The organism is Pseudomonas frederiksbergensis, assembly GCF_003732275.1.
GTDB classification, from domain to species: domain Bacteria; phylum Pseudomonadota; class Gammaproteobacteria; order Pseudomonadales; family Pseudomonadaceae; genus Aquipseudomonas; species Aquipseudomonas frederiksbergensis_H.
On sequence record NZ_MOBM01000024.1, the window covers coordinates 32684 to 58470 of the forward strand.

Annotated in this window: 31 protein-coding genes; 17 read left to right on the top strand and 14 right to left on the bottom strand. The window is 60.8% G+C overall.

Annotated features, from left to right (window positions below; genetic code table 11):
* Nucleotides 1–81: 81 nt before the first annotated feature.
* Nucleotides 82–618 (bottom strand): RNA polymerase sigma factor, encoded by a 537-nt coding sequence (locus BK662_RS18725; RefSeq protein ID WP_123359278.1) that lies wholly within the window; start codon nt 616–618, stop codon nt 82–84.
* Nucleotides 619–863: 245 nt separating this feature from the next.
* Here BK662_RS18725 and sctW point away from each other — a divergent pair, with 245 nt between their 5' ends.
* From sctW to BK662_RS18805, 14 genes are all read left to right on the top strand, one after another.
* On the top strand, nt 864–1964 hold the full coding sequence (sctW, locus tag BK662_RS18730; RefSeq protein WP_123359279.1) for a type III secretion system gatekeeper subunit SctW: 1101 nt from the start codon (nt 864–866) through the stop codon (nt 1962–1964).
* Complete coding sequence (gene sctV, locus BK662_RS18735) at nt 1964–4063, top strand: type III secretion system export apparatus subunit SctV (protein WP_123359280.1); 2100 nt, start codon at nt 1964–1966, stop codon at nt 4061–4063. Before sctW ends, sctV begins: the two co-directional genes overlap by 1 nt.
* 18 nt (nt 4064–4081) lie before the next feature.
* Nucleotides 4082–5041: an FHA domain-containing protein gene (locus tag BK662_RS18740; protein WP_123359281.1), complete on the top strand. Its 960-nt coding sequence runs from the start codon at nt 4082–4084 to the stop codon at nt 5039–5041.
* Nucleotides 5038–6387 carry a FliI/YscN family ATPase gene (locus tag BK662_RS18745; protein WP_123359282.1) on the top strand — a complete coding sequence of 450 codons (1350 nt, stop codon included), beginning with the start codon at nt 5038–5040 and terminating at the stop codon, nt 6385–6387. Before BK662_RS18740 ends, BK662_RS18745 begins: the two co-directional genes overlap by 4 nt.
* Nucleotides 6388–6389: 2 nt before the next feature.
* Nucleotides 6390–6833 carry a type III secretion protein gene (locus BK662_RS18750; protein ID WP_123359283.1) on the top strand — a complete coding sequence of 148 codons (444 nt, stop codon included), beginning with the start codon at nt 6390–6392 and terminating at the stop codon, nt 6831–6833.
* Nucleotides 6834–6837: 4 nt separating this feature from the next.
* Nucleotides 6838–7389: a type III secretion system HrpP C-terminal domain-containing protein gene (locus BK662_RS18755; protein ID WP_259695937.1), complete on the top strand. Its 552-nt coding sequence runs from the start codon at nt 6838–6840 to the stop codon at nt 7387–7389.
* Nucleotides 7386–8102, top strand: a complete 717-nt coding sequence (locus BK662_RS18760) for a type III secretion system protein (RefSeq protein WP_123359284.1) — start codon at nt 7386–7388, stop codon at nt 8100–8102. The genes BK662_RS18755 and BK662_RS18760 overlap by 4 nt, the downstream gene beginning before the upstream one ends.
* Entirely contained in the window at nt 8092–8451 is a 360-nt protein-coding gene (locus BK662_RS18765; RefSeq protein ID WP_123359285.1) for a FliM/FliN family flagellar motor switch protein, read from the top strand. The genes BK662_RS18760 and BK662_RS18765 overlap by 11 nt, the downstream gene beginning before the upstream one ends.
* Complete coding sequence (sctR, locus tag BK662_RS18770) at nt 8448–9101, top strand: type III secretion system export apparatus subunit SctR (protein ID WP_123359286.1); 654 nt, start codon at nt 8448–8450, stop codon at nt 9099–9101. The genes BK662_RS18765 and sctR overlap by 4 nt, the downstream gene beginning before the upstream one ends.
* Nucleotides 9102–9109: 8 nt before the next feature.
* Nucleotides 9110–9376 carry a type III secretion system export apparatus subunit SctS gene (gene sctS, locus BK662_RS18775; RefSeq protein WP_123359287.1) on the top strand — a complete coding sequence of 89 codons (267 nt, stop codon included), beginning with the start codon at nt 9110–9112 and terminating at the stop codon, nt 9374–9376.
* Nucleotides 9376–10170: a type III secretion system export apparatus subunit SctT gene (gene sctT, locus BK662_RS18780; protein WP_123359288.1), complete on the top strand. Its 795-nt coding sequence runs from the start codon at nt 9376–9378 to the stop codon at nt 10168–10170. The genes sctS and sctT overlap by 1 nt, the downstream gene beginning before the upstream one ends.
* Nucleotides 10167–11243, top strand: a complete 1077-nt coding sequence (sctU, locus tag BK662_RS18785; protein ID WP_123359289.1) for a type III secretion system export apparatus subunit SctU — start codon at nt 10167–10169, stop codon at nt 11241–11243. The genes sctT and sctU overlap by 4 nt, the downstream gene beginning before the upstream one ends.
* Before the next feature lie 75 nt (nt 11244–11318).
* The gene (locus tag BK662_RS34660) at nt 11319–12266 is read left to right on the top strand and encodes a CesT family type III secretion system chaperone (protein ID WP_148057938.1); all 948 of its coding nucleotides are present in this window, start codon (nt 11319–11321) and stop codon (nt 12264–12266) included.
* Nucleotides 12257–13777, top strand: coding sequence for a hypothetical protein (locus BK662_RS18805; RefSeq protein ID WP_123359292.1), 1521 nt, complete (start codon nt 12257–12259; stop codon nt 13775–13777). Before BK662_RS34660 ends, BK662_RS18805 begins: the two co-directional genes overlap by 10 nt.
* On the opposite strand, the gene BK662_RS18810 is transcribed toward BK662_RS18805, so the two are convergent.
* From BK662_RS18810 to BK662_RS18865, 12 genes are all read right to left on the bottom strand, one after another.
* Nucleotides 13771–14130 carry a type III secretion protein HrpV gene (locus tag BK662_RS18810; protein ID WP_123359293.1) on the bottom strand — a complete coding sequence of 120 codons (360 nt, stop codon included), beginning with the start codon at nt 14128–14130 and terminating at the stop codon, nt 13771–13773. The two genes, BK662_RS18805 and BK662_RS18810, sit on opposite strands and share 7 nt — an antisense overlap.
* 5 nt (nt 14131–14135) lie before the next feature.
* Nucleotides 14136–14345: an HrpT family type III secretion system protein gene (hrpT, locus tag BK662_RS18815; protein WP_123359294.1), complete on the bottom strand. Its 210-nt coding sequence runs from the start codon at nt 14343–14345 to the stop codon at nt 14136–14138.
* Nucleotides 14342–16411, bottom strand: coding sequence for a type III secretion system outer membrane ring subunit SctC (sctC, locus tag BK662_RS18820; protein ID WP_123359295.1), 2070 nt, complete (start codon nt 16409–16411; stop codon nt 14342–14344). Before sctC ends, hrpT begins: the two co-directional genes overlap by 4 nt.
* 1 nt (nt 16412) lies before the next feature.
* Nucleotides 16413–16844 carry a type III secretion protein gene (locus tag BK662_RS18825; RefSeq protein ID WP_123359296.1) on the bottom strand — a complete coding sequence of 144 codons (432 nt, stop codon included), beginning with the start codon at nt 16842–16844 and terminating at the stop codon, nt 16413–16415.
* Nucleotides 16831–17055: a type III secretion protein gene (locus BK662_RS18830; protein WP_123359297.1), complete on the bottom strand. Its 225-nt coding sequence runs from the start codon at nt 17053–17055 to the stop codon at nt 16831–16833. The genes BK662_RS18825 and BK662_RS18830 overlap by 14 nt, the downstream gene beginning before the upstream one ends.
* A 97-nt stretch (nt 17056–17152) precedes the next feature.
* Nucleotides 17153–17728 (bottom strand): type III secretion system stator protein SctL, encoded by a 576-nt coding sequence (sctL, locus tag BK662_RS18835; protein ID WP_123359298.1) that lies wholly within the window; start codon nt 17726–17728, stop codon nt 17153–17155.
* A 22-nt stretch (nt 17729–17750) separates the two neighbouring features.
* Nucleotides 17751–18281, bottom strand: a complete 531-nt coding sequence (locus BK662_RS18840; RefSeq protein ID WP_259695938.1) for a type III secretion protein — start codon at nt 18279–18281, stop codon at nt 17751–17753.
* A complete protein-coding gene (gene sctJ, locus BK662_RS18845) occupies nt 18278–19081 on the bottom strand; it encodes a type III secretion system inner membrane ring lipoprotein SctJ (protein WP_123359299.1) in 804 nt (267 codons plus the stop codon). The genes BK662_RS18840 and sctJ overlap by 4 nt, the downstream gene beginning before the upstream one ends.
* Nucleotides 19082–19088: 7 nt before the next feature.
* A complete protein-coding gene (gene sctI, locus BK662_RS18850; RefSeq protein ID WP_123359300.1) occupies nt 19089–19448 on the bottom strand; it encodes a type III secretion system inner rod subunit SctI in 360 nt (119 codons plus the stop codon).
* 57 nt (nt 19449–19505) lie between these two features.
* A complete protein-coding gene (locus tag BK662_RS18855) occupies nt 19506–20447 on the bottom strand; it encodes a hypothetical protein (RefSeq protein WP_123359301.1) in 942 nt (313 codons plus the stop codon).
* 57 nt (nt 20448–20504) lie between these two features.
* The gene (locus tag BK662_RS18860; protein ID WP_259695939.1) at nt 20505–20834 is read right to left on the bottom strand and encodes a type III secretion system major pilin HrpA; all 330 of its coding nucleotides are present in this window, start codon (nt 20832–20834) and stop codon (nt 20505–20507) included.
* Between the two features lie 28 nt (nt 20835–20862).
* The gene (locus tag BK662_RS18865; protein ID WP_123359302.1) at nt 20863–21846 is read right to left on the bottom strand and encodes a sigma 54-interacting transcriptional regulator; all 984 of its coding nucleotides are present in this window, start codon (nt 21844–21846) and stop codon (nt 20863–20865) included.
* A gap of 804 nt (nt 21847–22650) precedes the next feature.
* Here BK662_RS18865 and BK662_RS18870 point away from each other — a divergent pair.
* Entirely contained in the window at nt 22651–22842 is a 192-nt protein-coding gene (locus BK662_RS18870) for a hypothetical protein (protein ID WP_185047158.1), read from the top strand.
* Nucleotides 22843–23584: 742 nt separating this feature from the next.
* On the opposite strand, the gene BK662_RS35710 is transcribed toward BK662_RS18870, so the two are convergent.
* Nucleotides 23585–23767 (bottom strand): BPSL0761 family protein, encoded by a 183-nt coding sequence (locus BK662_RS35710; RefSeq protein ID WP_311196291.1) that lies wholly within the window; start codon nt 23765–23767, stop codon nt 23585–23587.
* A gap of 290 nt (nt 23768–24057) precedes the next feature.
* Between BK662_RS35710 and BK662_RS18880 the strand changes: the two genes are divergently transcribed.
* On the top strand, nt 24058–24825 hold the full coding sequence (locus tag BK662_RS18880; protein ID WP_123359304.1) for an SIR2 family NAD-dependent protein deacylase: 768 nt from the start codon (nt 24058–24060) through the stop codon (nt 24823–24825).
* 401 nt (nt 24826–25226) lie between these two features.
* On the top strand, nt 25227–25436 hold the full coding sequence (locus BK662_RS18885; protein ID WP_123359305.1) for a hypothetical protein: 210 nt from the start codon (nt 25227–25229) through the stop codon (nt 25434–25436).
* Nucleotides 25437–25787 lie beyond the last annotated feature (351 nt).

Consider the following 25787-nt stretch of genomic DNA (forward strand, 5'->3'; position numbering starts at 1 on the left):
GACAATGCCGATGTGTGGTGTCGCAGGCTCAAACGGTTCCCACCCTGCGGTGAATAAGTTGCCGAATCGATCCGCAAGGCCTCAGAAAACACAGGGCACGCTGCGCTTGAGTTGCTCCCGCGCCCGGGACAAGCGCGAGCGCACGGTGCCGATCGGCACCCCCAGGCTCGACGCGGTGTCTTGATAGTTGCCATCCATTTCCAGGCTGACCCGCAGCACCTGTTGCATGGTTATCGGCAACGAGCCAATCGCCCGGACCACCCGCGCCAGTTGCCGGTGATCGTCCACTTGCGCACCGATGTCGCAACCATCGCTGACCTCCTGTTCTTCGCGGTCTTCCCAACTTTCCTGAAACGGCTGCTTGTACAGCTTGCGAAAGTGGTTACGAATCAGGTTCAGGGCGATGCCGCACAGCCAGGTTTGCGGCTGCGAGTCGTACCGAAACTTATGTTCGTTACGCAACGCTTCGAGGAACGTGGCTTGAAGGATGTCCTCCACATCGTCGAGGTTCATCACGCGTTTTTTAATGAAAATTCTGAGCTTGTGCACCTGCTCGGTATTGAGCTGACGGAGGCGGGAAACAGGTGCTGGATAGGCCATCGAATCGCTGGAAAGCATCGCTATAAACCATTTCAGGATATGTCCCAGAGCTATAGCGATATGTATGCCAATCGACACATTTTCGTACCTGACTGATTTTCAACGATTTTTAAAACAGTTATCGGGGATTTCTGTGCAAGTTCTTGCACAAGTCGATTGGATCCAATACCTGATCTGGCACACCGACACCGATTACCATCGACATGGAACCGGATCGCCAGGATCGCCCACTCACTGCGCATAACCCCTGACAGACATGCGCTATGAAGATTGCGGCTCCGAACATTCCCCATGTCCAGCAACCGGCCCCGGCGACGCCTGTACGGTCGGCGGCGCTGCTTGCCCAGAGCACGCCGCCGACCAATCAAGGCACTTCGACTCAGCAAGTCACGCGGTTTGCCTCGGCGCTGATTCAACAGAGCCGGACGCTGAGCCAGCGCGATCTGATGGCCAGCACCAATGCGCTGCAATCCAAGGCCGTCAAGCTCGGTGAGCTTTATCAACTGCTGATGGGCAGTCAGGACAAGGGCCTGGACAGCGCGGCCCGGGAGCTGCGCAAACAACTGAAAAACCAGACGCCGACCATTGCGCAAGTTTTGGCACTCAGTGGTGACGACGCCGCCAAGGCCCATGTGATGCTCCAGGCCGCTTCGCGCCAGGCCTATAACGAAGGGGCCAGCAGCGAACACGTCAACCTGAACCAGCAACTCAAGCTGCTGCGGCGCGAACACGGCAGCAAGGCCCAGGCCGGCATCAACACTGCCCGGGCGTTTGCCAAGTCCAGCCTCAACCCGCAACGCCGCCAGACCCTGCGCGATTTGTACTATTCGGGCGTGGTCGGCCAGCAAAGCATTTCCGGGCTGATCGACACCCTGCTCGGCCAGGAAGAAGGCGAACGGCAATTTGCCCCGACCCTGCGCGATCTGCGCGGCGCCATCGCCGACGACCTCGCGGCCCTGAACCCGTCGAGCACCCAACAACAACTGCGCAACCTCATGCACGGCCTGAACACCGCCCGCCATGTCGCGACGCTGTTGCAAACCAGCGAGCACTTGCTGGGCCGCATGCGCGGCAAAAACCCCGCATTGCAATTGAATGCACCGACCTTTCTCAAGCACCTGCTGACGCTCTCGGGCAAGGGCATGAACCTGCATGAAACCCTGCAGCTGACGCAATTTGTCGGCGGTAGAAAACTCAAGCACCAACTGGCCTTCCTCAACGGTCTGCGTCCGATGCTGCAGCAATTGCCCATTCTGTTATGGCGCGACCTCAAAGCCCGCCAGACCGCCCTGGGAAACTTGCTGACGCTGATGGCGGAGCTCACCCGCCAAGAGCAAAACCAGACCCTGGGGAACACTGCCTGATGCAATGGATTATTAACGCGCTCAACCAGGTCGCCCTGGCGGCCATGCGCCGCTCGGAGATCGTCGGCGCGTTTGTCGTGCTCGCCATCGTGTTCATGATGATTACCCCGCTGCCGACCTGGCTGGTGGACATCCTGATTGCCATCAACATCTGTATTTCTTGCCTGCTGATCATGCTGGCCATGCAACTGCCGCGCCCGCTGGCGTTCTCGACCTTTCCCTCGGTGTTGCTGATTACCACGATGTTTCGCCTGGCGCTGTCGATTTCCACCACCCGCCTGATCCTGCTGGACCAGGATGCCGGGCACATCGTCGAGGCCTTCGGGCAGTTCGTGGTCGGTGGCAACCTGGCGGTGGGCATGGTGATTTTCATGATCCTCACTGTGGTCAACTTCCTGGTGATCACCAAGGGCTCGGAACGGGTGGCGGAAGTCGGCGCGCGGTTCACCCTTGACGCCATGCCCGGCAAGCAGATGTCCATCGACAGCGACTTGCGCGCCAACCTTATCAGCGTCCACGAAGCCCGCCGCCGGCGCGCAGAACTGGGTAAAGAAAGCCAGTTGTTCGGTGCCATGGACGGGGCGATGAAATTCGTCAACGGCGATGCCATCGCCAGCCTGATCATCGTCGCGATCAACATGATCGGCGGGATCTCCATTGGCGTGATCCAGCACGGCATGACCGCAGGCGACGCGGTGCAGTTGTACACCGTGCTGACCATCGGTGATGGCCTGATTGCGCAGATTCCGGCGCTGCTGATTTCCGTCACTTCGGGGATGATTATCACCCGGGTGTCCAACGACAATCCGGGGGTGGAAGCCAACATCGGTCGCGAGATCGCCGAGCAAATCACCAGCCAGCCCAAGGCCTGGATCATTGCGTCGGTGGCGATGCTGGGGTTTGCCGCGATGCCGGGGATGCCGACGGCCGTCTTCATCGTGATCGCGATCATCTGCAGCCTCGGCGGCGTGCTGCAAATGCAGCGGGCCAAACCCAAATCCGCGCAGGACCAACCGGTCGCCGTGGCGCCGGAGGACAACGGCAACGAAGACTTGCGCACCTTCACCCCGAGCCGGCAGTTTTTGCTGCAATTCCACCCCCGCCAGGACATGGCGCAGATCGAAGCGCTGGTCAGCGAAATCCGTCAACGGCGCAACCGCCTGGTGGTGCATTACGGCCTGACCCTGCCCTCGTTCATCATCGAGACCGCCGAGCACCTGGCGCCGGATGAATTCCGTTTCTCGGTCTATGAAGTGCCGATGCTCAAGGCCACGTTCAACCAGACCCACGTCGCCATCGACGTCGGTGCACTGGAGGCCGGCCAATTGGAACAGGCCGTTGCCGGCAGTCTCGATCGCCAGGAAAGCCAATGGCTGTGGTTGCCTGCCGATGCCGCGCAACTGCAGGGCAGCGCGGTGGAAACCATCAGCCCCAGCACCCTGATTGTCGAGCGCATGGAGCGCGCGTTGCAGGCGTGCGGGCCGCAGTTCATCGGGTTGCAGGAAACCAAGGCGATCCTCGGCTGGCTCGAATCCGAACAACCGGAACTCGCCCAAGAGATGCAACGGGTGCTGCCACTGGCGCGTTTCTCCTCGGTGTTGCAGCGGTTGGCGTCTGAATGCGTGCCGCTGCGGGCGATCCGGGTGATCGCCGAAACCCTGATCGAACACGGTCAGCACGAACGCGACATCACCGCCCTCACCGACTACGTGCGCATCGCCCTCAAATCGCTGATCTACAACCAGTACTGCGGCGCCAACGGTTTGCTGGTGTGGCTGTTGACCCCGGAAAGCGAAGGCATCCTGCGCGACAGCCTGCGCCAGACCCAGACCGAAACCTTCTTTGCCCTGAGCAACGGATCGAGCCAGCAACTGGTGCAGCAACTGCGCATTGCCTTCCCCCTGCGCGCGGCCGAACGTGCCGTGCTGCTGGTCGCACAGGACTTGCGCAGCCCGTTGCGCACCTTGCTGCAGGACGAATTCCACCATGTCCCGGTGCTGTCCTTCGCCGAGATCAGCAACGTCGCCGAAGTGAAAGTGATGGGCCGTTTCGATCTGGAAGAAGACCAACAAGCGCTGGAGGACGACTATGCGGCCTGATGCCCGGAGACTGTCGTGATGTTTGAATTGCGGGTGTTGAGTGGCCTGCACCAGGGCGCCGCATTGCCGTTGATTGGCGAACAGTGGCTGATCGGCGCCGACGCCGGGCACGATCTGGCGCTGTACGACCCCGGTGTCGCCGCCCTGCATTGTCGGTTGACCCGAACCGAGGACGGCTGGCAGTTGAACGCCGAAGACAGCCTGATTAACGACGAAGAAGGCCACGCCCGCACGGTGACCGAACTGGCGCCAAACCAGACGTTCGCCCTGGGCAATGTCTGGCTGTGCCTGTCGGCCGCCGAGCAGGCGTGGCCGCTGGTGCCGGTGGCGGCACAAACACAAAACGTCGAAGACACGCCCGGGCAATCACCGCCGCTGAAAAAAGTGTCCTCACGCTCGACGCGATTCGACCGCACCGGTGCCGTCATCGTCGGCGTGCTGATCGGCATCATGGGCAGCGCCTGGGGCTTCAGTCGCGGCGGTTCGAACCCTCCGGCCGAGGCCATCAAAGCACCCGAGGCGACCGTCGCCGCGCCCGTCGCCAAGGACAAACCGAAAACCCTCGACGCGCCGTCAGCGGCGAAAGTCAAACTGGCGACTCGCGAAGCGGTGCGTCGTCAACTCAACCTGTTGCTCAGCGACCGCCTGTTGACCGACGTCAACATCGAAGACAGCGGCGAAGGCCTGGCCCTCACCGGCAACCTGAAGGATGACGCATTGCTGGTCTACCAACGGATGCTGCAACGCTTCAACGAGCGTTACGAACTGCCGGTGCCGTTGCTCGATCAGGTTGCCACGGCGGGGGCCGGCCTGCCCTTCGTGATCGTGCAGATCATCGGCGGCACCAACGCCCACTTGGTCACCAGCGAAGGGCAGCGGCTGTACATCGGCGATACCCTCGAAGGCCTGCGCCTGAGCCGGATCGACGATCAGCGCATCGAGTTCGACGGCGACCGGCATGTCGAGGTGCGCTGGTGAACGCGGCCCTGGCGCAATGGACCCGCGAACAGACCGCACGACTGTCGAAGGCCTCGGCGGTGCGCATCAGCGGCCGTGTCTCGGCGGTCAGCGGCATTCTGCTGGAGTGCCAGGTGCCGGCCGCGAAGATCGGCGACTTGTGCGAAGTGAGCAAGGCCGATGGCAGCGCCATGCTCGCCGAGATCGTCGGGTTCACCACGCAATGCACCTTGCTCAGCGCGTTGGGCACCCCGGACGGCATCCAGGTTGGCGCGCGCATTCGCCCGTTGGGCATGGCCCATCGCATTGGCGTCGATGACAGTTTGCTCGGCCGCGTGCTCGACGGTTTCGGCCGACCGCTGCTGGGGGATGGCGACGGTGCGTTTGCCGGTCTGCATGACCGCCGCACCACCACCCCGGTGATCGCCGACGCCTTGCCGCCAATGCAAAAACCCCGGATCAGTTCGGCGTTGCCCACCGGCATCCGCGCCATCGACAGCGCGATCCTGCTGGGGGAAGGCCAGCGGGTCGGGCTGTTCGCCGGGGCCGGTTGCGGCAAGACCACGCTGCTGGCGGAGATGGCGCGCAACATGGATTGCGATGTGATCGTCTTCGGCTTGATCGGTGAGCGGGGCCGCGAGCTGCGTGAATTTCTCGACCATGAACTGGACGACACCCTGCGTCAGCGTTCGGTGCTGATCTGCGCCACGTCCGACCGCTCCAGCATGGAACGCGCCCGCGCGGCGTTCACCGCCACAGCCATCGCCGAAGCGTTTCGCAAGCGCGGCATGAAAGTCTTGCTGCTGATCGACTCCCTGACCCGGTTCGCCCGGGCCCAGCGCGAAATCGGCATCGCCGCCGGTGAACCGTTGGGCCGCGGCGGTTTGCCGCCGTCGGTGTATACCCTGTTGCCGCAACTGGTGGAGCGCGCCGGCATGAGCGAAAACGGCTCGATCACCGCGATCTACACGGTGCTGATCGAGCAGGATTCGATGAACGATCCGGTGGCCGATGAGGTGCGCTCGTTGCTCGACGGCCACATCGTGCTCTCGCGCAAACTCGCCGAGCGCGGGCATTACCCGGCCATCGACGTGCCCGCCAGCATCAGCCGGATCCTCAGCAACGTCACCGGCCGCGAACACCAGCAAGCCAATAATCGCCTGCGCCGCTTGATGGCGGCCTATCGGCAAGTGGAAATGCTGCTGCGCCTGGGCGAGTACCAGCCGGGGTCCGACCCGGTCACCGATTGCGCGGTGCAACTCAACGACGCCATCAACGCCTTCCTGCGCCAGGACCTGCGCGAACCGGTGTCGCTGGAAACCACCCTTGAGCTGCTCACGCAACTCACCTCGCAGTTACCGGAGTGAGCATGGACGACGAACTCGAAGCCGACCCGAACCGAGTGGCCATGGAGCAAGTGATCGGCGTGCTGACACCCTTGCGCCAGCATCGTCAGGCTCGCGCCGAACGCGCCCAACGCCAGTTGCAGGACGCGTTGACGGCGATGCACGAGCAGTTGCGCCTGACCGAGCATGCCTGGGTTCAGGAACGGGACAACCAGAAGGTCCGGCGCCAGCAGTTGTCCGCCGCGCACCTGGAAAAAACCATGGAACTGGGCGACGTCGATCGCTGGCATGACAAGGAGCGTCGCATGCTCGACCGACTCGCCTACATCCGCCAGAGCGCCAACCAATTGCGCCACGGCATCGAACTGCAACAACAACGCATCGAGCAAGCGCGGCTGGAGGCCGAGGCCCGGCAGCGGGCCGTGGAAAAACTCGCCTGCCTGAGCGAGAACCTGAATGAGGAATGAGCCGTTGAACGCACCGATCCATCACCCGCCTGCGCGCCCGCCACAGAAAGCCGCGCCAGCGGCGATCCAGCCTCAGAACGAGCATTCGCCCGCCAGCAACCCGGCGCCTCGGCGCAACGAGCCGGAGCGCCATCGTTTCGCCGACAACCGGATGAATCAGGGTCGCGACAGCAGTCGCCACCTGGACGCCGACGGGTTGTACTTCGAACAACTGCTGCTGCCCTCGGGCGGCGGCAAGGGCGACCAGTCCGGCACCGGTAGTGGCAGCCACTTCAACATGTTCGCCCCGGCAGACGGCGTGCCGACGCAGTTGATCGACGAACTGGCACTGCAACTGCCGGCCCACGGCAACCAGCCCTTCAGCGCAACGTTGTTGATGCCCAACCTGGGCAAGGTGCAGGTCCGGGCGAACAAGCGCGACAGCCTCTGGGCGATTGAGCTGGGCTTCGAGCGCAGCGACGTGCTGGAGCGCTTGAGCGCCCGCCATCAAGCCTGCGAAGAGGCGTTCTCCAAGGCGCTGGGACACGATGTCGAGCTGTCGATGGGTGGCGCATGAAGCCGTTGAAACTGCGCCAGGTCTCGCCCTCGGTCGCCACCGCCAGTCGTCTGCTCGGGCGTGGTCGCTGGCTGGCGTTCTCCAGCGCTGGCGATAACGGCCAACTGACCCTGAGCCCGATGCTGCCCCCCCAAAGCGCTGAAACCATGGCATTTGGCAGCGCCCGTGGGCTGTTGCGCCTGAGCAATGCCGATGCGTTGCTGAGCCTGTTCGGTGCTGCGCCGGTGGTGTGCGCCGGGCCGCTGCAAGCTTGGTACTGGCAATACGTGAATCAGCAACTGAGCCCGGTGCTGGCCGGGGTATTCGCGCCGCTGGAACCGCTTGAAGGGGTCGATGAACCGCTGCCTGATCGCCTCGATTGCCGCCTCAGCGTGCAACTGGCCGGCGAAACCGTCCACGGCGTGCTGAGCTGCGCCGCCGACACCCTGCTGCGGATCCTGGACGCCGCCCACTGGCAAGCCATCGAACAACCGTTGCCCGGAGACTGGTCGCTACGCTACCCGGTGGTGCTCGGTCACCTGGCCCTGACGATTAACCAATTGGGTTCATTACGGGTCGGCGATGTGCTGCTGCCCAGCGAGACGCTTTTCGACAGTGAAGGCAACGGCCAGTTGCGCCTGGGCCACCGTCACTGGAGCGTCGAGACCCAGGCGTCGAACGAGCATTTGCAGCTGCGGCTGATCCGCGAAGAGGACCTTCACGATGGACAATGACGCGCTGTACGAAGATGTGCTGCCGGAGATCGACGGCGACGTTGCCGAAGCCGAAGCGGCCGAGACTGTTGACGATGACGCGCCGGCCGAATCGCTGACGGAAGATCCCGTCCTGCCCTCCTCGCCCCTGGCCGGTCTGAGCCTGGACCTGACGGTGCGCAGTGGTGGCGTCAGCCTGAGCCTGGAAGCCTTGCAACGCCTGGCGCCGGGTTTGGTATTGGAGGTCGCTGGCGTGGCGCTCGGCGAAGCGACCCTGTGCCACGGCGAACGGGTCGTGGCTCACGGCGAACTGGTGGACGTGGACGGCCGCCTCGGTCTGCAAATCACGCGCGTGGTATTCGACCGATGATTATGGAGGGCATGAACCCGATCATGCTCGCGCTGCTGCTCGGCGCGTTGTCATTGGTCCCGCTGTTTTTGATCGTCTGCACGGCGTTCCTGAAAATTTCCATGGTGCTGTTGATCACCCGCAACGCCATCGGCGTGCAGCAAGTGCCACCGAACATGGCGATGTACGGCATTGCGCTCGCCGCGACGATGTTCGTCATGGCCCCGGTGGCGAACGAGATCCAGCAACGAGTTCACGACAACCCGCTGGAAATGGGCACCACGGAAAAACTCCAGGTCAGCGCCAACACGGTGATGGAGCCGATCCAGCGCTTCATGAGCCGCAACACCGACCCCGACGTGCAAGCGCACTTGCTGGAAAACACTCACCGTATGTGGCCGGCGGAAATGGCCGAAAAAGCCAGCAGCAACGACCTGCTGCTGGCGATCCCGGCGTTCGTGCTGTCGGAGTTGCAGGCCGGGTTTCAGATCGGTTTTCTGATCTACATCCCGTTCATCGTCATCGACCTGATCGTCTCCAATCTGCTGCTGGCGCTGGGCATGCAAATGGTCTCGCCCATGACCATCTCGCTGCCGCTCAAGCTGTTGTTGTTTGTGCTGGTGCAGGGTTGGTCGCGGCTGCTCGACAGCCTGTTTTATTCCTATATGTGAGGCCCACCGTGGAAGCATTGGCACTGTTCAAGCAAGGCATGTTTCTGGTGGTGATCCTCACCGCACCGCCCCTCGGCGTCGCAGTGCTGGTCGGCGTACTGACGTCGCTGGTGCAAGCGCTGATGCAGATTCAGGACCAGACCCTGCCCTTCGGCATCAAACTGGCCGCCGTCGGCCTGACCCTCGCCGCCACTGGGCGCTGGATCGGTGTGGAGCTGATCCAGTTCATCAACCTGTCATTCGACCTGATCGCCCGCTCCGGCGGCGCCCATTGATGCCGTTCGACGCCGAGAGCCTGTTCGAGCTGATGCTCGGCATGGGCCTGGCCATCGCGCGGATCCTGCCGTGCCTGATTCTGGTCCCGGCGTTCTGCTTCAAGCACATCAAGGGGCCATTGCGCTATGGCGTAACTTGCGCGATTTCGCTGGTGCCTGCGCCTAGCATCGGCCGGGTGCTGGCCCTGGAAAACGACAGCTGGTACACCATCGTCGGGCTGCTGCTCAAGGAGTCGGTGCTGGGGGTGCTGCTGGGGTTGTTGCTGTACGCGCCGTTCTGGATGTTCGCCACGGTCGGGGCATTGCTCGACAGCCAGCGTGGCGCCTTGAGTGGCGGCCAGATCAACCCGTCGCTGGGGCCGGACGCCACGCCACTGGGCGAGTTGTTCCAGGAAGCGCTGATCATGTTGGTGATTCTGTCCGGCGGTCTGTCGCTGATTACTCAGGTGATCTGGGACAGCTATGAAGTCTGGCCGCCCACCGTATGGCTGCCGGGGATGAACGGCCAGGGCCTGGATATTTTCCTCGGCCAGTTGAACCTGACCCTTCAACACGCATTGCTGTACGCCGCGCCGTTCATTGGTTTGCTGCTGTTGATCGAAGCCGCGTTCGCTATCGTCGGGTTGTACGCCCAGCAACTGAATGTCTCGGTGCTGGCAATGCCGGCCAAAAGCATGGCCGGGCTGGCGTTCCTGCTTGTGTACCTGCCGACGCTGCTGGAACTGGGTAACGGTCAACTGCAAAAGTTGCTCGACCTGAAGTTTCTGCTCGGGCATCTGGTGCTGGTGCCATGAGCGAAAAAACCGAAAAAGCCACGCCCAAGAAACTGCGCGATGCCCGGGAGAAAGGCCAGGTCGGGCAGAGCCAGGACCTGAGCAAACTGCTGGTGTTGATGGTGGTCAGCGAGGTCTGCCTGGGCATGGCCGATCAAAGCGTGGAGAAGCTCGAACACCTGCTGAGCCTGTCGTTGAAGCGCATGAACGAACCGTTTCTCAGCACCTTGACCGAACTGATCGGCGAGGCCACCTGGGTGTTGATCTCGTTCATCCTGCTGAGTGTCGGCGTGGCCATACTGATGCGCCTGGCCGGCAGCTGGATACAGATTGGCTTTCTGTTTGCGCCCAAGGCCTTGAAAATCGACCTCGGCAAACTCAACCCGATCGGCCACCTCAAGCAGATGTTTTCCGGGCAGAACCTGACGACGCTGCTGCTGAGCATCCTCAAGGCCATCGCCATCGGCGTCACGCTGTACGTGTCGATCAAACCGGTGCTGGGCAAGTTGATCCTGCTGGCCGACTCGGACCTGACCACCTATTGGCACGCCCTGCTCACACTGTTTCGCAGCATTCTGCGCAGCACCCTGGGCTTGCTGCTGGTGCTGGCGCTGGTCGATTACGCACTGCAGAAGTATTTCCACGCCAAGAAAATGCGCATGAGCCACGAGGACATCAAGAAGGAATACAAGGAATCCGAGGGCGACCCGCACGTCAAAGGTCATCGCCGGCAACTGGCCCACGAACTGCTTAACGAAGAACCGACGACGCCGGCCAAACCGCTGGAAGACGCCGACCTGCTGCTGGTCAACCCGACGCACTTTGCGGTGGCGTTGTACTACCGGCCAGGCCAGACGCCGTTGCCGCTGATTCACTGCAAGGGCGAAGACGAAGATGCCCTGGCGCTGATCGAGCGGGCCAAACGGGCGAAGATTCCGATCGTGCAAAGCGTGTGGCTGGCGCGCACCTTGTACAAGGTCAGGATCGGCCGCCACATCCCGCGCCCGACCCTGCTGGAAGTGGCGCATATCTACCAGGTGATCCGTCAGCTCGACGAGATCACCGACGAGATCATTCAGCTCGAAGAGCACTGATCCAGAGCGCCGGATTCACGAAACTGCAACGTTAAAAGGCTTCAATGGCCTTCAAAACTTCCGGCAGTGCAGCTCATGAATCCGACCCAGCGACAGCCGCTCGACACGCCCCTTCCCGAAGCCGCCGCCGCGTGGCTGTTCAACGCCGCGAAACGCCTGGGCATCGCCGAACAGCCGGCCCGCGACTTTGCCCGCAGCGGCGAATTACAACTGCCGGGGCTGACCCTGCAATTGACGCGTTGGCAAAGCGAACCGGTGACGCAATGGATCGTGTTGGCGCAACTGCCGCGCCCCGACAACCTGACCCCATTGCTGTGGAACGAGTTACTGCTGCGGGCCAATTGCTGCATCAGTGCCATGAGCGCATGCGCCGGGGCTCTGGACGAACGCGGTCACGGCTTGCTGGTCAGTCGCCTGGCGTATCGGCCGTACTCGGATCACCCAGGTTTGGCCAGCGAACTCGATCAACTGATTGCCGTCGCCGAAAGCCTGGTGGCCGGCGCCACGGCGTTGAGTTCGGCCACCGGACACAGCGAGCCGTCCTCCGTTGCGCCACCGCCGTCCAGCCCAGACACGGCGCCCGCCGCCAAGGCCGCCAAGGCCGCCATGGACCAGCGCTGGCACCGGCCTTTGCTGATTCAAGCGTTGCAGCGGTTGGGCATTGAACCGCCGCCCGCGGCACAACTCCAGACCGTCGGCGTGATTCGAATCGGCGCTCGCTCGTTTGAAGTGATTGCCGACGGCGACCAGCGCAATGTGCTGGTCAGCACACCCATCGACACGCCGCTACGCACTGCCGTCCAACGGGAACAGGCCCTGCGCGCCAACCTGCAATTGATGCTCCTGACAGGCTGCGCTGTCGCCCTTGCACCGCAGGGCAGTTGCCTGCAAAGCCGCTGGGGCAGCACCGGGCTGGACGGCGAGGCCTTCGCCGACTGGCTGTTGGACGTTGCCCAACTGGCCGACAGTTTTGTCGCGCCTTCGCCCGCCGCGCTACCGAAGAGGAATCCGGCATGGACGTAAGACCCGCAACATCCGGCGTTGCCCCCCACCAGGCAACGCACCTCGAACTGCAACCACTGGGCGCGGGCCGCACTCCGGCAGACCTGGAACGCGGGCAGGCGCCACCGCCACCGCCCGGTTTCACCACACGGGCGGCGCAAGCGGCGATGAGCCTGGGCCAGACGTTCCACCGTGGCTACTTGTCCCCGGCGTATGCAAGCGTCAGCCAGGCCGGTGCGGCAGTTCGCGATCAGGCCGTGCGCACTGGTGTTGCGACCGGGCAAGGCATCAAGCGCGGCGCGGTGCAAGCCTGGAGTGACAGCGCCGCCAATCTGCCCTCGGGGCGCACCACCCTCGCGGCGGCCGGCCAGACCCTGCAACAGATGGTCACCTGCGGCCTGCCGACTTACGCCCGCGAAATCGCGTTCATGCATGCCTACAGCGCCCTGGCCGATGGCCTGGCGCAGAAAAGCCCCGGGGGTGCCCTGGCGTTGCAAGCAGCGATTTCCCTGGCGTCGATCGCGACGCAGGTCTACGTGCGTCAAGCGCGTCTGGAGCGTCTCGGCGCCGAGTCGACTGTTGCCGTGCGCGGTCACTTTGCCTTGAGCGAAGCCAAATGGACTGGCCTGACACCCGATAAACAGGACGCCCTGCGCACGCAGATGCAGCGCGATTCACGCAACGTCACCCGCAACCAGGTCGCCGCCGAGGCCATCTACCTGAGCCTCGGCGCACTGGGCGCGGCTCGCGGTGACGGCGCCTTGAGCGCGCGGATCCTCTCGACCCAGTTACGCAACGTGATTTACGCCGTGTCGCGTGAAGCCATGCAGGCCAGCCTGAGCATGACCGACAAGCACGACGACACCAAAACCCACGGGGTCAACCAGGACAACATGGCGTTGCTCGGCTGGGCCTACGGCGCGATGACCCTGACCATGGGCTTCGTCCAGGATTCGGTCAGCCCGCAGACCTTGCCGCCGGGTCAGACTCTGTCGAGCCCGGCATTGACCGGCGCTGATAATTTGCCGCTACGGGGTGAGGCGCTGGCGCAATCGATCCAGACCCTGGCCGGGACTCGCGCGGCGTTCAACACCGTGATCGCGATCATGGACAATCACCTGCAAAAGCATTTCGACACCCGCCAGGCTGGCACCACCCAGCAGTTTGAGGTGAGCCTGCCACTCAAGGATTACGGGCGGATTCTCGATCAATCCCCGGCCCGTGTGGCCTGGACCAGCCTGGCCAGCGCCATCAACATGGCCATGGGCGAACTCACGCGCGGCAACACCTCGGCGGCCCTCGGCAGTTTCCTCGGCAACGCCGGTACCGCGGCGGCTATGGGGTTGGCCTATCGCACCATGAACCAGACGTTCCAGGCCCACGGCAGTGTGCGCAAGGCCCTCGACACCCCGCCAGCACCGGCACAACCGGTCATCACCCGACCGAGCAGCGAACCTCAGGGCGGCGCCGTCACCCATCGCAGGGCCAATGCCTTGCGCGCGCAAATAGAAAACGCTCAGGAAGGTCAGTGAGCGCCATCGCTCAAGTGATCGAGCCCCGCCAGCAGCAGTTGATGCTGGCGGATATCGTCCAGGCAAACCTGGCTGCCCGAGCCGATGGGCGTGGCGTGCCACACCACGAAATCGCGCTGGGAATCGAGGAACAGGAAGTAATCGGGAAACAGGTGCGACTGAGTGAAGCGCCGCTCCAGTGCCGTGCGCAGTTGCTGGGGTTTGAGCGAGCGGCTTTCGATGTGCAAGGCAATGCCCCAGTCCTGGTGTTCGCGGCGACTGACGAACGAAATGCCCGCCGCAACCGGCCAGACCGCAGCCTGTTCGGCAGCGACTTTTGCGTAGAACGCAGCCTTCTCTGAAACTCGGATCATAGCGTTCAATCCCTTAGTGGCACGACGGTGAAGTCGAGTGTCCGCTCACGCGATTCGAGACCTTGGCGCATGTCCGCCGGCCACCAGATCACCAGTTCGCGATCATTGGAATCGGGCCGCTCGCAGGCCTCGGCAAAACAACCGGCGCGCGAACTCGCGCAGCCGTCCAGCAACGCGCACACCGCCAGCAACGCCCCACACAAAGCCTTGTTCATGGTGTCGCTTCCTTGAGTAGCGAGGCGCGCGCCTGGGCGCTGGCCGAGAGTGATTTGGGTTGGCGCACGGCGATGAACACTTCGCTTTCTTCGCCCGGTTGCAGCCAGGCCTTGGGCCATGCGCTGACGCCCAGCACCCAGCGACCGCCGCAGGTGCTTTCATCAATGCGTTGAGGCTGGTCCGTCGCGTTACGCGCCACCACCACCGCCACGCCCCATTGCTTTTGCGTGTACCACTGGGCGCGCTCGCCATCTATCACTACCCCGGAACTGCCGTCGCACAAGGTGTTGGGAATGAACGGCAACTGGTCACTGCTGGTGAACCCGGCCGGAGCGATGCCGTCGAGCAATTGGGTGAAGGCGTTCTGTACATCGATGCGCGTCGGTTGCCCACCGTCACGCCGACCACTGATGCGTTTGGACGCGGCATCGACATCGTCGGGGTTACCGTTTTCGACGTAGCGCGAGGGATCAACCTGGTCGCCGATCAGCCGTGGCGTCAGGATAAACAACCGTTCGCGCTTGTTGGTGCGGTGGCTGCTGGAGGTGAACAGCATTTTGCCGATCAGCGGAATATCACTGAGGTAGGGAATCTTGCGCACCTTGTCGTCGGACTCCAGCACATGGAAACCACCCACCACCAACGACCCGTGTTCCGCGATCACCGCCTGGGTGCTGACGTTGCCTCTGCGTACACTCGGTTGCGACGGGTTGAGCACTGAGGCGTCGATCTGCCCGTCCTCGATATCGAGGATCAGTTGCACCTGGGATTTGCCGTCGTGATTAAGCGAACGGGGAATCACTTGCAAGCTGGTGCCGGCGGTGATCGGCTGGATATCGGCGACCCGTTCGCCAGTGGCGGTCAGGTATTCAGTGCGGCTGAAATCGATCACGGCCGGCTGGTTTTCCAGGGTCAGGATCGACGGATTGCCGACCACCGTGGCCGAACCCTTGCCCTCCAACGCATGAATGGCGAGGGCAAATCGGCCGGAGTTTTCCACCGACAAGGTCGAACTGGAACCGGAGTCGAGCAACGATGCACTGACGTTGGTGCCGCCGGCCCAGATGTTCCAGCTGCTGGACAATTCGGCCAGGTCTTCGCGGTTGATGTCGAGAATCACCGCATCGATTTCGATCAGGTTGCGCGGCTGATCCAGTTGTTTGACCAGTTTCTCGTACAGCGCCTTGCGTTTGGGCGCGTCGTAGATAAGCACCGCGTTGTTGCGCACATCGGCACTGACGCGGATCCGCGATTTGCTGCCGGAAGTGCTTTTACCCTTCCTCGAACCGGTGTTGGCCAGCACTTGGTCCAAGCCTTTTTGCAGGCTATCGGGGTCGAGCCCGCCGAGCAGCGTCGAACCACCGCCGTAAGGGTTGCCGCCAGCCCCCAAACCCGAGCCCTGGAGCAGGTTGACCCCGTTGATCGTGTCTCCTCGGGCACGGGTTTCGAGCAGGTCCTGAAGAATGCTCGCAACCCCGGCCACGGTCAGTTGCTGATCGCGATAGCGAATGGTGCGGTCGGCGGCATTAGCGTATTTGAGTGGCAACACGACGATGTCCTGCTTCTCGTCCGGGGTGTCGACTTTCTTGCTGTAGCCGCGCACAAAATTGACGTACTTGGCCGGCCCGCGCACCAGCACCACGCCTTCGTCGGGCAAGGCGCCCCAGCCGAATCGCGGATCCAGCAGGCCGACGTCGGTCAGGGCACTTTTGAGGTCATCCACGGCATCCGGGGAAACTTCGATGCGCGCCGAGGTCTGCTCGCTGGTGGGGCTGATGTACAGCGTTTCGTTGTAAACGAACCATTGGAAGTGATGCTCCTGACTCAATCGATCAAGGAACGCCTGAGGATTCGGCGCCTTGATGCGGCCATCGACGATGCCGTCCACCGGTTCCATGGCCAGGCCCAGACCGAACTCCTTGGCGAAGTCGGCCAGCGCCGTTGCCAGATCAGCCTGACTGGCATCATAGGCATACGCCGTGTGTTTCCAGGCCGCAGGTACAGCGGCAAATGCCGAGGCACTCATCCAGATCAATAACCAAGGCAACCACTTAAAAGCCTTCATTTCACGCTCCTGGTTGCCAGGTATTGAGGGTCGAACGGGGCAACGAAGCATTCGTCAGGCTACCCAAAGAGGTCTGTAACAGGCTGAGCATCGCGGCGCGTTGATTGGCCAGGTTTTCCAGGCATTGCAGCAATACCGGGGCTTCACCGGGCGCAGGATGCCAACTGACCAGCACCAGGCAGTGGCTGTCGGGATCCAGCGCCAACGCGCCTTCGCAATGACAGGCCACCCCGGCGCTACTCTGGATCAGTAGTGCGGTCAGGCGATCGGGGTCGGCGGCGTCATACGGATCCAGCACGTCGATGCTGCAACGCACGCCGTCCTCGCCGCGCGCGAGTCGGGCGTTGGCCTCGTCGATCCAACAGTCCAGCGGTGCGCCAGCACCCTGCTCGCACCACTGACTGACCACCGCAACGAAGTCATTGAATTCCATCGATGATCGCTTTCGTCAGACCGTGTTGGGCGCGCAGACCTTCACTCAGCACCGAAGTGGCCGTGGCCATTTTTTGCGCTGCATCGCTGAACGCCATCATGTCTTCAGGCGAGCCGCTGTCAGCGGCATCGAGGGCCGCCTCATCGGTTTTGGTCTGGCTGTTGCTGAACGAGTTGTCGAGGCGATGTTGCAAGGCTTTGAAACTGATCATCAAGTGCGCTCCACGGTAAGGGTCGCCAGTGAGTGGAGCAAAACCGCCAGTGGGTTCCACTTTTTGCGCAACAGGTTGAATGCGGGGTGCAACAGGGTCAGTCACCCTGCGCCAGCAGGCAGCGGAGCAACCCTGGCCAATCGAGGTCGAACTCCCCGGCGTCGCTGCTCAGGCGCAGGGTCTGGGGCGGCATCGATGGGTCGTCGCGCAACTGCCACAGCGCGGCAAAGCGGCTGTCGGCGACCCAGGCTTGCAGGTCGGTGAACAACTCGGGGGGACAACTGAGGGTCGCGTTGCAGGCATAGCTTTGGCTCGCCGCCAGATGCCGGACCAGCGCGCGGCCACGTTCAGCGACGCCGGTGTCGTCGAGCAGACCGGTCAGCGCCAGTGTGAGCATGGCCTCGGCCGATTCCACCGCCGAGATTTGCAGGGCCTGGCGCTGATCTTCCAGGGCCTGGAGAAAGTCGTTGGCCTGCGTCCAGAACTCCCCGGCTGCCTGATCCAGCAAACGCTGACACTGGGTTTGAGCAGCCGCGATCAAGGCCTCGGCCTGAGCCTGCGCCGCGAGCAACACGTCGCTGGCCCGTTGCGCATCCGCCAGGTCTTCGCGACGCAGGATCGGCTCGCGCAGCAGAGCACCGGTGCCCAGAGACAAGCGTCGACGTACCAGCATCAGCGAAATGCCCGGGGGAGGATCATGGCGTCCACACTCGCCACAGCACCGCACGCCAAAGGGTCTCGAGCTTGTTCGGCGGCAAGTCAGTCGCAAGCTCCCCAACGTCCCCCGGCGCCCAGCCCAGACGCAAACGCGGCCAGAACATCGGGCCCAGCCAGGCGCCGAGCAGCGGACGCATGTCGGTCGCTTGAGGATCGAGCCACAGCCCCGGGCGCAGGGCCTTGGCCAGGCTTCGACACCAGAGGTCGTGACGCACCGACACGGTGGCCTCGGCCCCCACGGCGGCGCAACAGATCGACTTCGCGAGAACCAGTGCCTGCTGGCGTTGTTCCGTATTCAGCGACAACCACAGGACCACATTGGCGTCGAGTACGGGTGGTTGACTGGGGACCACGCCGAGGCTGGCGAGCAAATCCGCCTGGCGACTGCGCGCCACGGCGTCACATGCGCCGGCCTCCAGCCCTTGAGCCGAAAGCATCTGCGCGTGCCAGCCCGGATGCGCCCAGTGCCAGGTGCCACACCACCAGTTCACCCAGTCGGCCGAGGTCATAAGCGCGCCGGCAAGGTCGAGTCGCTGCGCCGGCCCGGCCACACACGCGCAAGCAGTGCCGTGCGCCAATCACGGCGCAAAGCCAGGGCAATCGCGGCCAGCACCAGCAACAGGCCGATCGGGATCACCAGCGACATGACATTCCAGAAACCGATGTCGGGGCTGTCGATCAGGAACGGGCCGAAGCGCACCAGGCTTTCCTTGTCCTGAAACTCGGTGGCGGGGACAAATACAATGGCGAATTTTTTCGAACTGGCTGCTTCCTGGGACATCCCCGGAATGCTGCTCGCGACCATTTGTTGAATGCGCCCGCGGACACTGTCCGGGTCGAGGGCGGCCGTGTGTTTGATGAACACCGCGGCCGACGCCGGTTGCACCGGTTCACCGGGGGCGATGCGCTCCGGCAGCACCACATGAACCCGCGCGACGATCACACCGTCGATTTGCGACAAGGTCGATTCCAGCTCCTGGGACAAAGCGTAGATGTAGCGCGCGCGTTCTTCCAGCGGCGTGGAAATCACCCCTTCTTTCTTGAAGATTTCGCCGAGGCTGGTGCGGGCGCGCCGAGGCAGGCCGGCAGCTTCCAGCACGCGCACCGCACGATTGATATCGCGGGTGGGGACGATGATGGTCGCGCCGGTCTTTTGCATCTGTTTGCGCGCATCGATGTGTTGGTCGGCCAGTTTGGCGATGACTTCGTTGGAGTCCGACTCCGAGAGGCCGCCGAACAGTTCGGTGTCGTCGCTGCAGCCACTGAGCAACAGCAGGCACAGCACCAGGATCGGAGCAAAAAAATTCACGTCAGGCCTACTGCATGTTGGTCAATTTATCGAGCGCCTGAGCGCTCTTGCTCACCACTTTGGTGGTGATTGCCATCTGCAGCGAATACTGGGACAGCGAGCGGCTCATCTTGACCATGTCCATTGGATCGGCCGAGCCAGCCGCTGTTTTCATCGAGCGCAGGGCCTGTTGCGACAGCTGTTCCTGAGACTGAAAACGCTCGGACAGCGCGCCGATCACACCGTCGGCCATATGTCCGGACGGCGCAGGGTCGGTGCGCATAGCACCGTTGAATAAGTCGACATCCGCCTGCGCAGGACCGGAAACCAGCCCTTGGTCATGATCGACCGGGACGCCCTTGGGTGCGTTGATGGGGGAAATACTCACGGGCGTTCTCCGGCAGACGGTGTCGAGGGGGGCGATGGGGTCACGGCGATCCAGGAGTCAGGAAAGGCCCGCGCTCATCACGTCGAGGATGTTTTGTGCCGCTTCGGCGGCCGAGCTTTTCAGGCTGTGCTGCTGCAACTGCGGGCTCAAACCAGTTTGCTGAGCAAGGAAATCAGCGCCACCTTCCAAACCTTTGCCGCTGGCAATCCCCAGGCCCATTTCCAGCCCTTGCTTGAAGATGTCCAACGGATTGCTGCTGCCCAACAGTTGCGCCAGGTCGTTGGATTGGCCGCCAGTGGAATCGTTGGTCGAGGGTTCATGTTGCAGGCTGCCCAAACCGCCGTTGCCCTGGAACGTTTGCGGCCCCTGTGCATCGCCCGCGCCCATCTGCTGGGAAACCTGCTCAAGCGCCGCGCGAAATTTCTCGGTTTCGCCTTTGTCGAGGTAGTTGTCCTTGCCGCCGCTCTCGTCGAGCTCTTTGCTCCAGGAACCGGAATCCGGCGCGCCGAACTCGGCTTTGTTCGCGTCCATGAAATCGGCGACTTGCTGCAGGAGCGGTTTGTCGGCCTTGTCGAAGGTCGAGCCATCGCCCTTGTCAGTCAGCGCATTATCCAGCGAAGACTTGCCCAAGCCTTGCAGGGTCTGGGACATCAAATCCTGACCACCCTGCCCTTTACCGCCAATGCCGGCATCCGCCGAGGCGCCGAAATTGCTGCCGAGCTTGTCTTTGATCAGGTCGCCCAACGCTTTCTTGACGGCACCCTCTTCGCCGCCACCCGCCAACGCCATGAGCGGGTTCTCTTTTTTAAGCTGTTGTTCGACCATCTTGCCCAAGGGTGAATCGGTATTCAGATGGCCGCCGGACATCAGCGAACTGCTTAACTTGTCCACCACACCTTTGAGGGTATTAAGTGATTCGGAAGCCACCGATGTCAGGGTCGCGGGAACAATGGACCCCACGTTCAGAAGCGCACTTGCACTGGATAGAGGATTTAACATTAAAAGAGTCTCGCTAACGATCAAAAACCCCCTGATTAACAGAGGGTATAGGGATGATTAATAGCTGATACCTTTCGCACTTTGTGCGACGTTGGAAATTTGCTTGTTCGCCGCATCGGTCTGGGCGGAACTGATGGCCTGCAGGGTATTGCGTTGTTCGGTTTGCATGGCGGCCTGACCTTGCAGCATGATATTGCGAGCGGATTGTTCATCCTGCATTTGCATCATTTTCATTTGCGCATCGGCTGCTTTGCCGCCGCCGGCCATATCGGCCGCTGCCGATTGGTTTTGTGCATTGCCTTTAACCGAGTTAGCGGTTTCTTTAACTGAGTTGAAACCGTTTACGGCACTGTTTGCCATGCCGCCTACACCACCCATACCAGCCATAGTCTTAACTCCACAATGAACACTCGCATCAGTGCGAGATATCCATGAGTGGAGGCAGGGTCAATTTGGGTTCCAATTTTTTTTCCAGCGTTTCGTGTTTGAGGAATATATCCAGCGACTTGATGCGGTGATAAAGCGTGCGCCTGGGCACACCCAATTCCATGCTCACCGCGTCGACCGATTGACCGTGACGCTTGAGCGCTTCCTGGATCAGGATCCGTTCGATGACCCGCATCTGGGCCTTGAGGGTCTGGCCCTCGAGGTCTTCACCAGGACCGGCGCCGAGTAGCGGAAAACCCAGCACGAAACGCTTGGCCGCCGACTTCAATTCACGAATGTTGCCGGGCCAGGAATGGCTGAGCAGCACTTGGGTCAGCGCCGCGCCCAGCGCTTTGTGACCGCGTCCCAGGTCTTTGGCGGCGGTATTGGAAAACTGGGAGAACAGCGGAATGATCTGGTCACGACGTTCGCGCAGGGCCGGCAACTGGATGGTCAGGACGTTGAGGCGAAAATACAGGTCGCGGCGAAACAGACCCTGCTCGACCATTTCGTCCAAAGGCCTCTGGGCCGAGGCGATCACGCACAACTCCAGCGGAATGACCGTGGTCGAGCCCAGCCGCTCGATGGCCCGGACCTCCAACACCCGCAGCAGTTTGGCCTGGAGATTGAGCGGCATGCTGTCGATCTCGTCGAGGTACAGTGTGCCCCCTTGTGCCGCTTCGATGTAGCCCATTCGCGAACGACTGGCCCCGGTGAACGCGCCGCTGACCACACCGAACAACTCGCTTTCGGCCAGTGATTCCGGGATCGCCGCACAGTTCATGGCCACAAAACCGCCCTTGCGGCCCGACAACACGTGAATGCGTTGGGCCAGGGTGTCCTTGCCGGTTCCCGTCTCGCCGCACAGCAGCAGATCGATGCCCAGTGGCGAGGTGCTTTGCGCAATGATCTCTATGTCCGGGAGGTCGTTATCGCAATCAAGCTCGCAATCAAAGTAATCGTACACACTCATCTACGATCTCCAGATCGGTTTACTTCAAGTTATGCCTCCCGTCCATAGGCTCGGATCGTTGCCTTTGTAACCATCTGGTGACATTAGGGCTTATGACCCCTGCAGTCTTGCCATGCAGTCAATTGTTTCTACGGGCGACACTTGATCCTCGGCACGAGTTGCCGAGCAATAAATAAAGCAATTATTCTAATTATTGGACGAGTGCAAACAATTCAGCAAGATACTGCAGCGCGAGCCGCCATAAGTTGGCGACTCCATTGAATAAAGCGCGATTATCCAACAACCGTTAAAACAGTACTGGCAAGTAAAGATATTCCGGTGAAACCGGTTACAGATGCACTGTCCCGGGCATCAGGCACCACAATGAAGCACAGGAAGATATCGCCGGTACAAATACCAAACGAGCTTACTCAAACTTCATTTCGGACGGTCCATCAATGAACATTCTTATTTTCGGAAGTGAACATGAGGATACATTCGAAGTTATACATGTCAACTGTATTCTCAAAGCCTGACTCCTCTGTACGAGTGGCGTTCTTCCCTGGAGGAATTTCAGCGCAGTGCTGATTTTATTCTCACGCAAGAGAGACAAGCATTTCCCGGAAAGTTCCCGGTGAATGTTGATTAATTCAGCATTTGGATTTGTCGCGCCCCCAATGTGTGACACAGCGCACGGCGATCAGCCCCCGGCCTGCTTCCTTCGGCGACAGGTCACTGATACGCAGAAAGCATTACGCAAATTTTCGATGGAACCGAATGGCACTATTGGACCACTCAGCTTTTGGCGCAGGCAGGGAAAGCGCTATGGACGGCTTGTTACTGGATACCGAGGGCATTTACACCAAAGTCACGTCCATGATTGCCGCGCGTTACGGTCGGGTCTTCGAGGCTGCCCGATGCATCCGACACTGGGCGTCGTTTTCGCAGATGGACACGCGTTATGGCTCGACATCCAGGGCCTTGCTGGTCCAGAAGCTTTCAGCCCAGGCGTCGTAGTCATTGAGTGTTCAAGGTCGGGCTGTTCGCAAAGCGCTCAAGCAGCGCATCGAATGTAGGTTTTCTGGCCGCTACAAAAGCGTTCGACTCAGTCGCCTGACGAATGCCGACACCATCGAGAATAATCTGATCAACGCCAAAATTACTGGCCTCGGCCCATGGAATAGCTCCGTCTAGGAAGGTTTCTATCGTCCCGTTTTCCCAGTCACCCTTCGATTTGTATTCCGCCAGGGCGTGGGGGCTTCAAGGCTCCAATCCTTGGGGGCAATTCGCTAATTTTTGTACTGCGGAAAAATCTACGAGTAAACGGGTGAAGTGTTTATTCGCTTAGCGTTGCGTCTGCCGGGTAGCGGAACGGGCTCGGCTCCACCTCGCGATCGACCGATTCTGGTCGATCACTGCCAATTGTCACTGGCTGCATTGGGTCCAGGCTGTGTGAAAACACCTGCAATTGTCTGATCGTCGAGATCGTAGCGGGGACGATCATGAAGCGATTCATTTAAGGCGAGGCCCGGACGCAAGTGACGCTGCTGCCGGAGTGCCTGGACGATTACGTAAGGTGACCTGCGTCCGAGCCTAACCTTCAATGAATCGCTTCCTGATCGTCCCCACCAACCAGACGATCAGAAGATTGGACAATCGCAGAATTATTCACAGAAGTTGGATCGGAAGCTGCCTCCCGTGATGGGCTCCTACCAGTCTTCAGTTGAGGAGCAAAAAACGGGGCCATATGTACCTATCCCTATTTTTTCGCTTGCTCTTCAATTCGGCCAGCCTGCAGCACATCGTGCTTAGTGGGAAAGTGACGTAAAAGGAAGTGAGCGTTTTGTCTAACGCGTTCGGGCACTTCTGTGTCGCGAGCAAGCTCCGTGAGGAAAGCATGAGTTTGTGCGACGGACCTGCTCCGTTCAAATGGCATTGTCATTTAAGCCTCCACACGCTGAGGTCGTCAGTCCAAGACAAGGCGACCAGGTTCGTCGCCTAATTTCGTAGGTCTAGTCCAGCTAAGGAAGTTTCTACCGCTGTCGCTTTACCTTCAATACCCATAAGTTTAGATGCTAGGTGTCCGCAGCTCGATGATCACTTCCGCAGAGCGGGTCCGATACCGCAATGAGCAGCTGCACTGAAGTGGGCTTGCCCGCCGACTGAGATTATGCTGAAGGTAAGGGAGTTTCCCGATTGGGAACGAAGCAGACCAGACTCAGGAATTTCCGGATGAACGATATGCATAAAGCCTCCGAAGCTTTGCGAGAGGCTACGAAGGTGGTGTTTTTTACCGGCGCGGGAATCTCCGCTGAGAGCGGGATACCCACGTTCCGTGACAAGCTCACAGGGCTCTGGGAAAAATATGATCCTCAGCGCTTAGAAACGGCTGATGCGTTCCGTGAAAATCCGGCTTTGGTGTGGGGCTGGTATCTATGGCGACGACATCAAGTAAGCCAAGCCAAACCAAATACTGCTCATTACGCGGTGTCTCATTTGGCTAGCACCGGCCTCCGGATAGCGGTGGTAACTCAGAATATCGATGACCTGCATGAACGCGCCGGCTCGAAAGATGTAGTGCACTTGCACGGAAGCTTGGCACAGCCGAAGTGCTTTGCCTGCCATCGAAGCGCTGAACTGACACCAGAGCAAGCGGCTGTTTCCGATGAAGTAGTGCTGGTTGAGCCGCCTCGCTGTAAACGATGCAATGGAAGGCTGCGACCCGGGGTAGTGTGGTTCAAGGAGGATTTGCCGGTCGGCGCCTGGAAAGCAGCAATGAGTGTGGTCAAAGATTGCGACGTCTTGATCTCGGTTGGGACCTCAGGCGTCGTAATGCCAGCGGCAGACATTCCTGAAATCGCACTGGCCGCTGGAGCTATCGTGATTCATGTGAACCTGATGGATGTGGCGCTCGGTGGGACGAACGAGCTCATGCTGATCGGAAACGCGGCGGAGGTACTGCCCACTTTATTCGGTTCTATCGGTATTCCGGAAGCGTAAGAACCGCTACCTCATCGCTAGCGCCTTCCAATAGACCGAGGACTTCGCTGACGCTCTTGATAAGTGCGGCGGTACCCCACAAAACTATCACCACGCCCCCACACGCAGTGGCGCCACACTCACCTCTAGGTCGCTATCTGCACTTCATACAAGCTGCTATCCCCCATAAGCACTCGTTTCAAAAAATGATTCGCTACGATTGGGACGCAACTCCTCTGTTTGCAACGAAGTGACAAGATAGCCCGTTGTACCAAAAAGCTCTGCGCCCAGTACCTGCCCTCTTCTTTCCCTAGTTTTGTAACCGTTTGGTCATTGAGGCCATAACACCCTAGGTCGTCAGCAGAATGTGCATTAGGATCAATTTTTAAGCACGTCCCAGTAACTCTGAGCGAGTTAACTTTATGAGCGACGACAACAATCTTTCGGAAGACTTCAGCATCGAGGACATACTGGAAGTCAAACGAAGAGCCAGGGTTAGGCAGTTAGAAGCGGTGTACGCAGCCGATCAAGAAAGCCTCGAACGGGCGGCCGAGTCGATCAAAGCGGTCTTACGCGGCAATGCTCCCATTCCACGGCCACAACGATTTAGCAGTCTCGACAAAAAGGGATGAACGCTGGAGTGACCTCGGTGAAAAAAGGAACCACTCAAAGCCGTCAGCCGCGACTGAATTGCGTTCGAGACAGCACAGCTTTGCGCCCCTGATCAGCCCGTGATGCCCTGCCGATCCTGTCTTAATTGCAACCTTTCACCACAAATCGCAGGAACGGTGAACTCACTCAGTGTGCTATTCCCCACTGCAATGCTCTCCTCTCCACGGAAGAACTACGATGCCCAACTCAGATCTACTGCCGTCTCTACTGTTCAAAACAACGAAAAAAAACCGTTGATTAGCTGCCCGCCTGTATAGCTGTCAACACCGGTTGAAAACTGACCCACCCTACCGAAGTAAAACTGACCCACC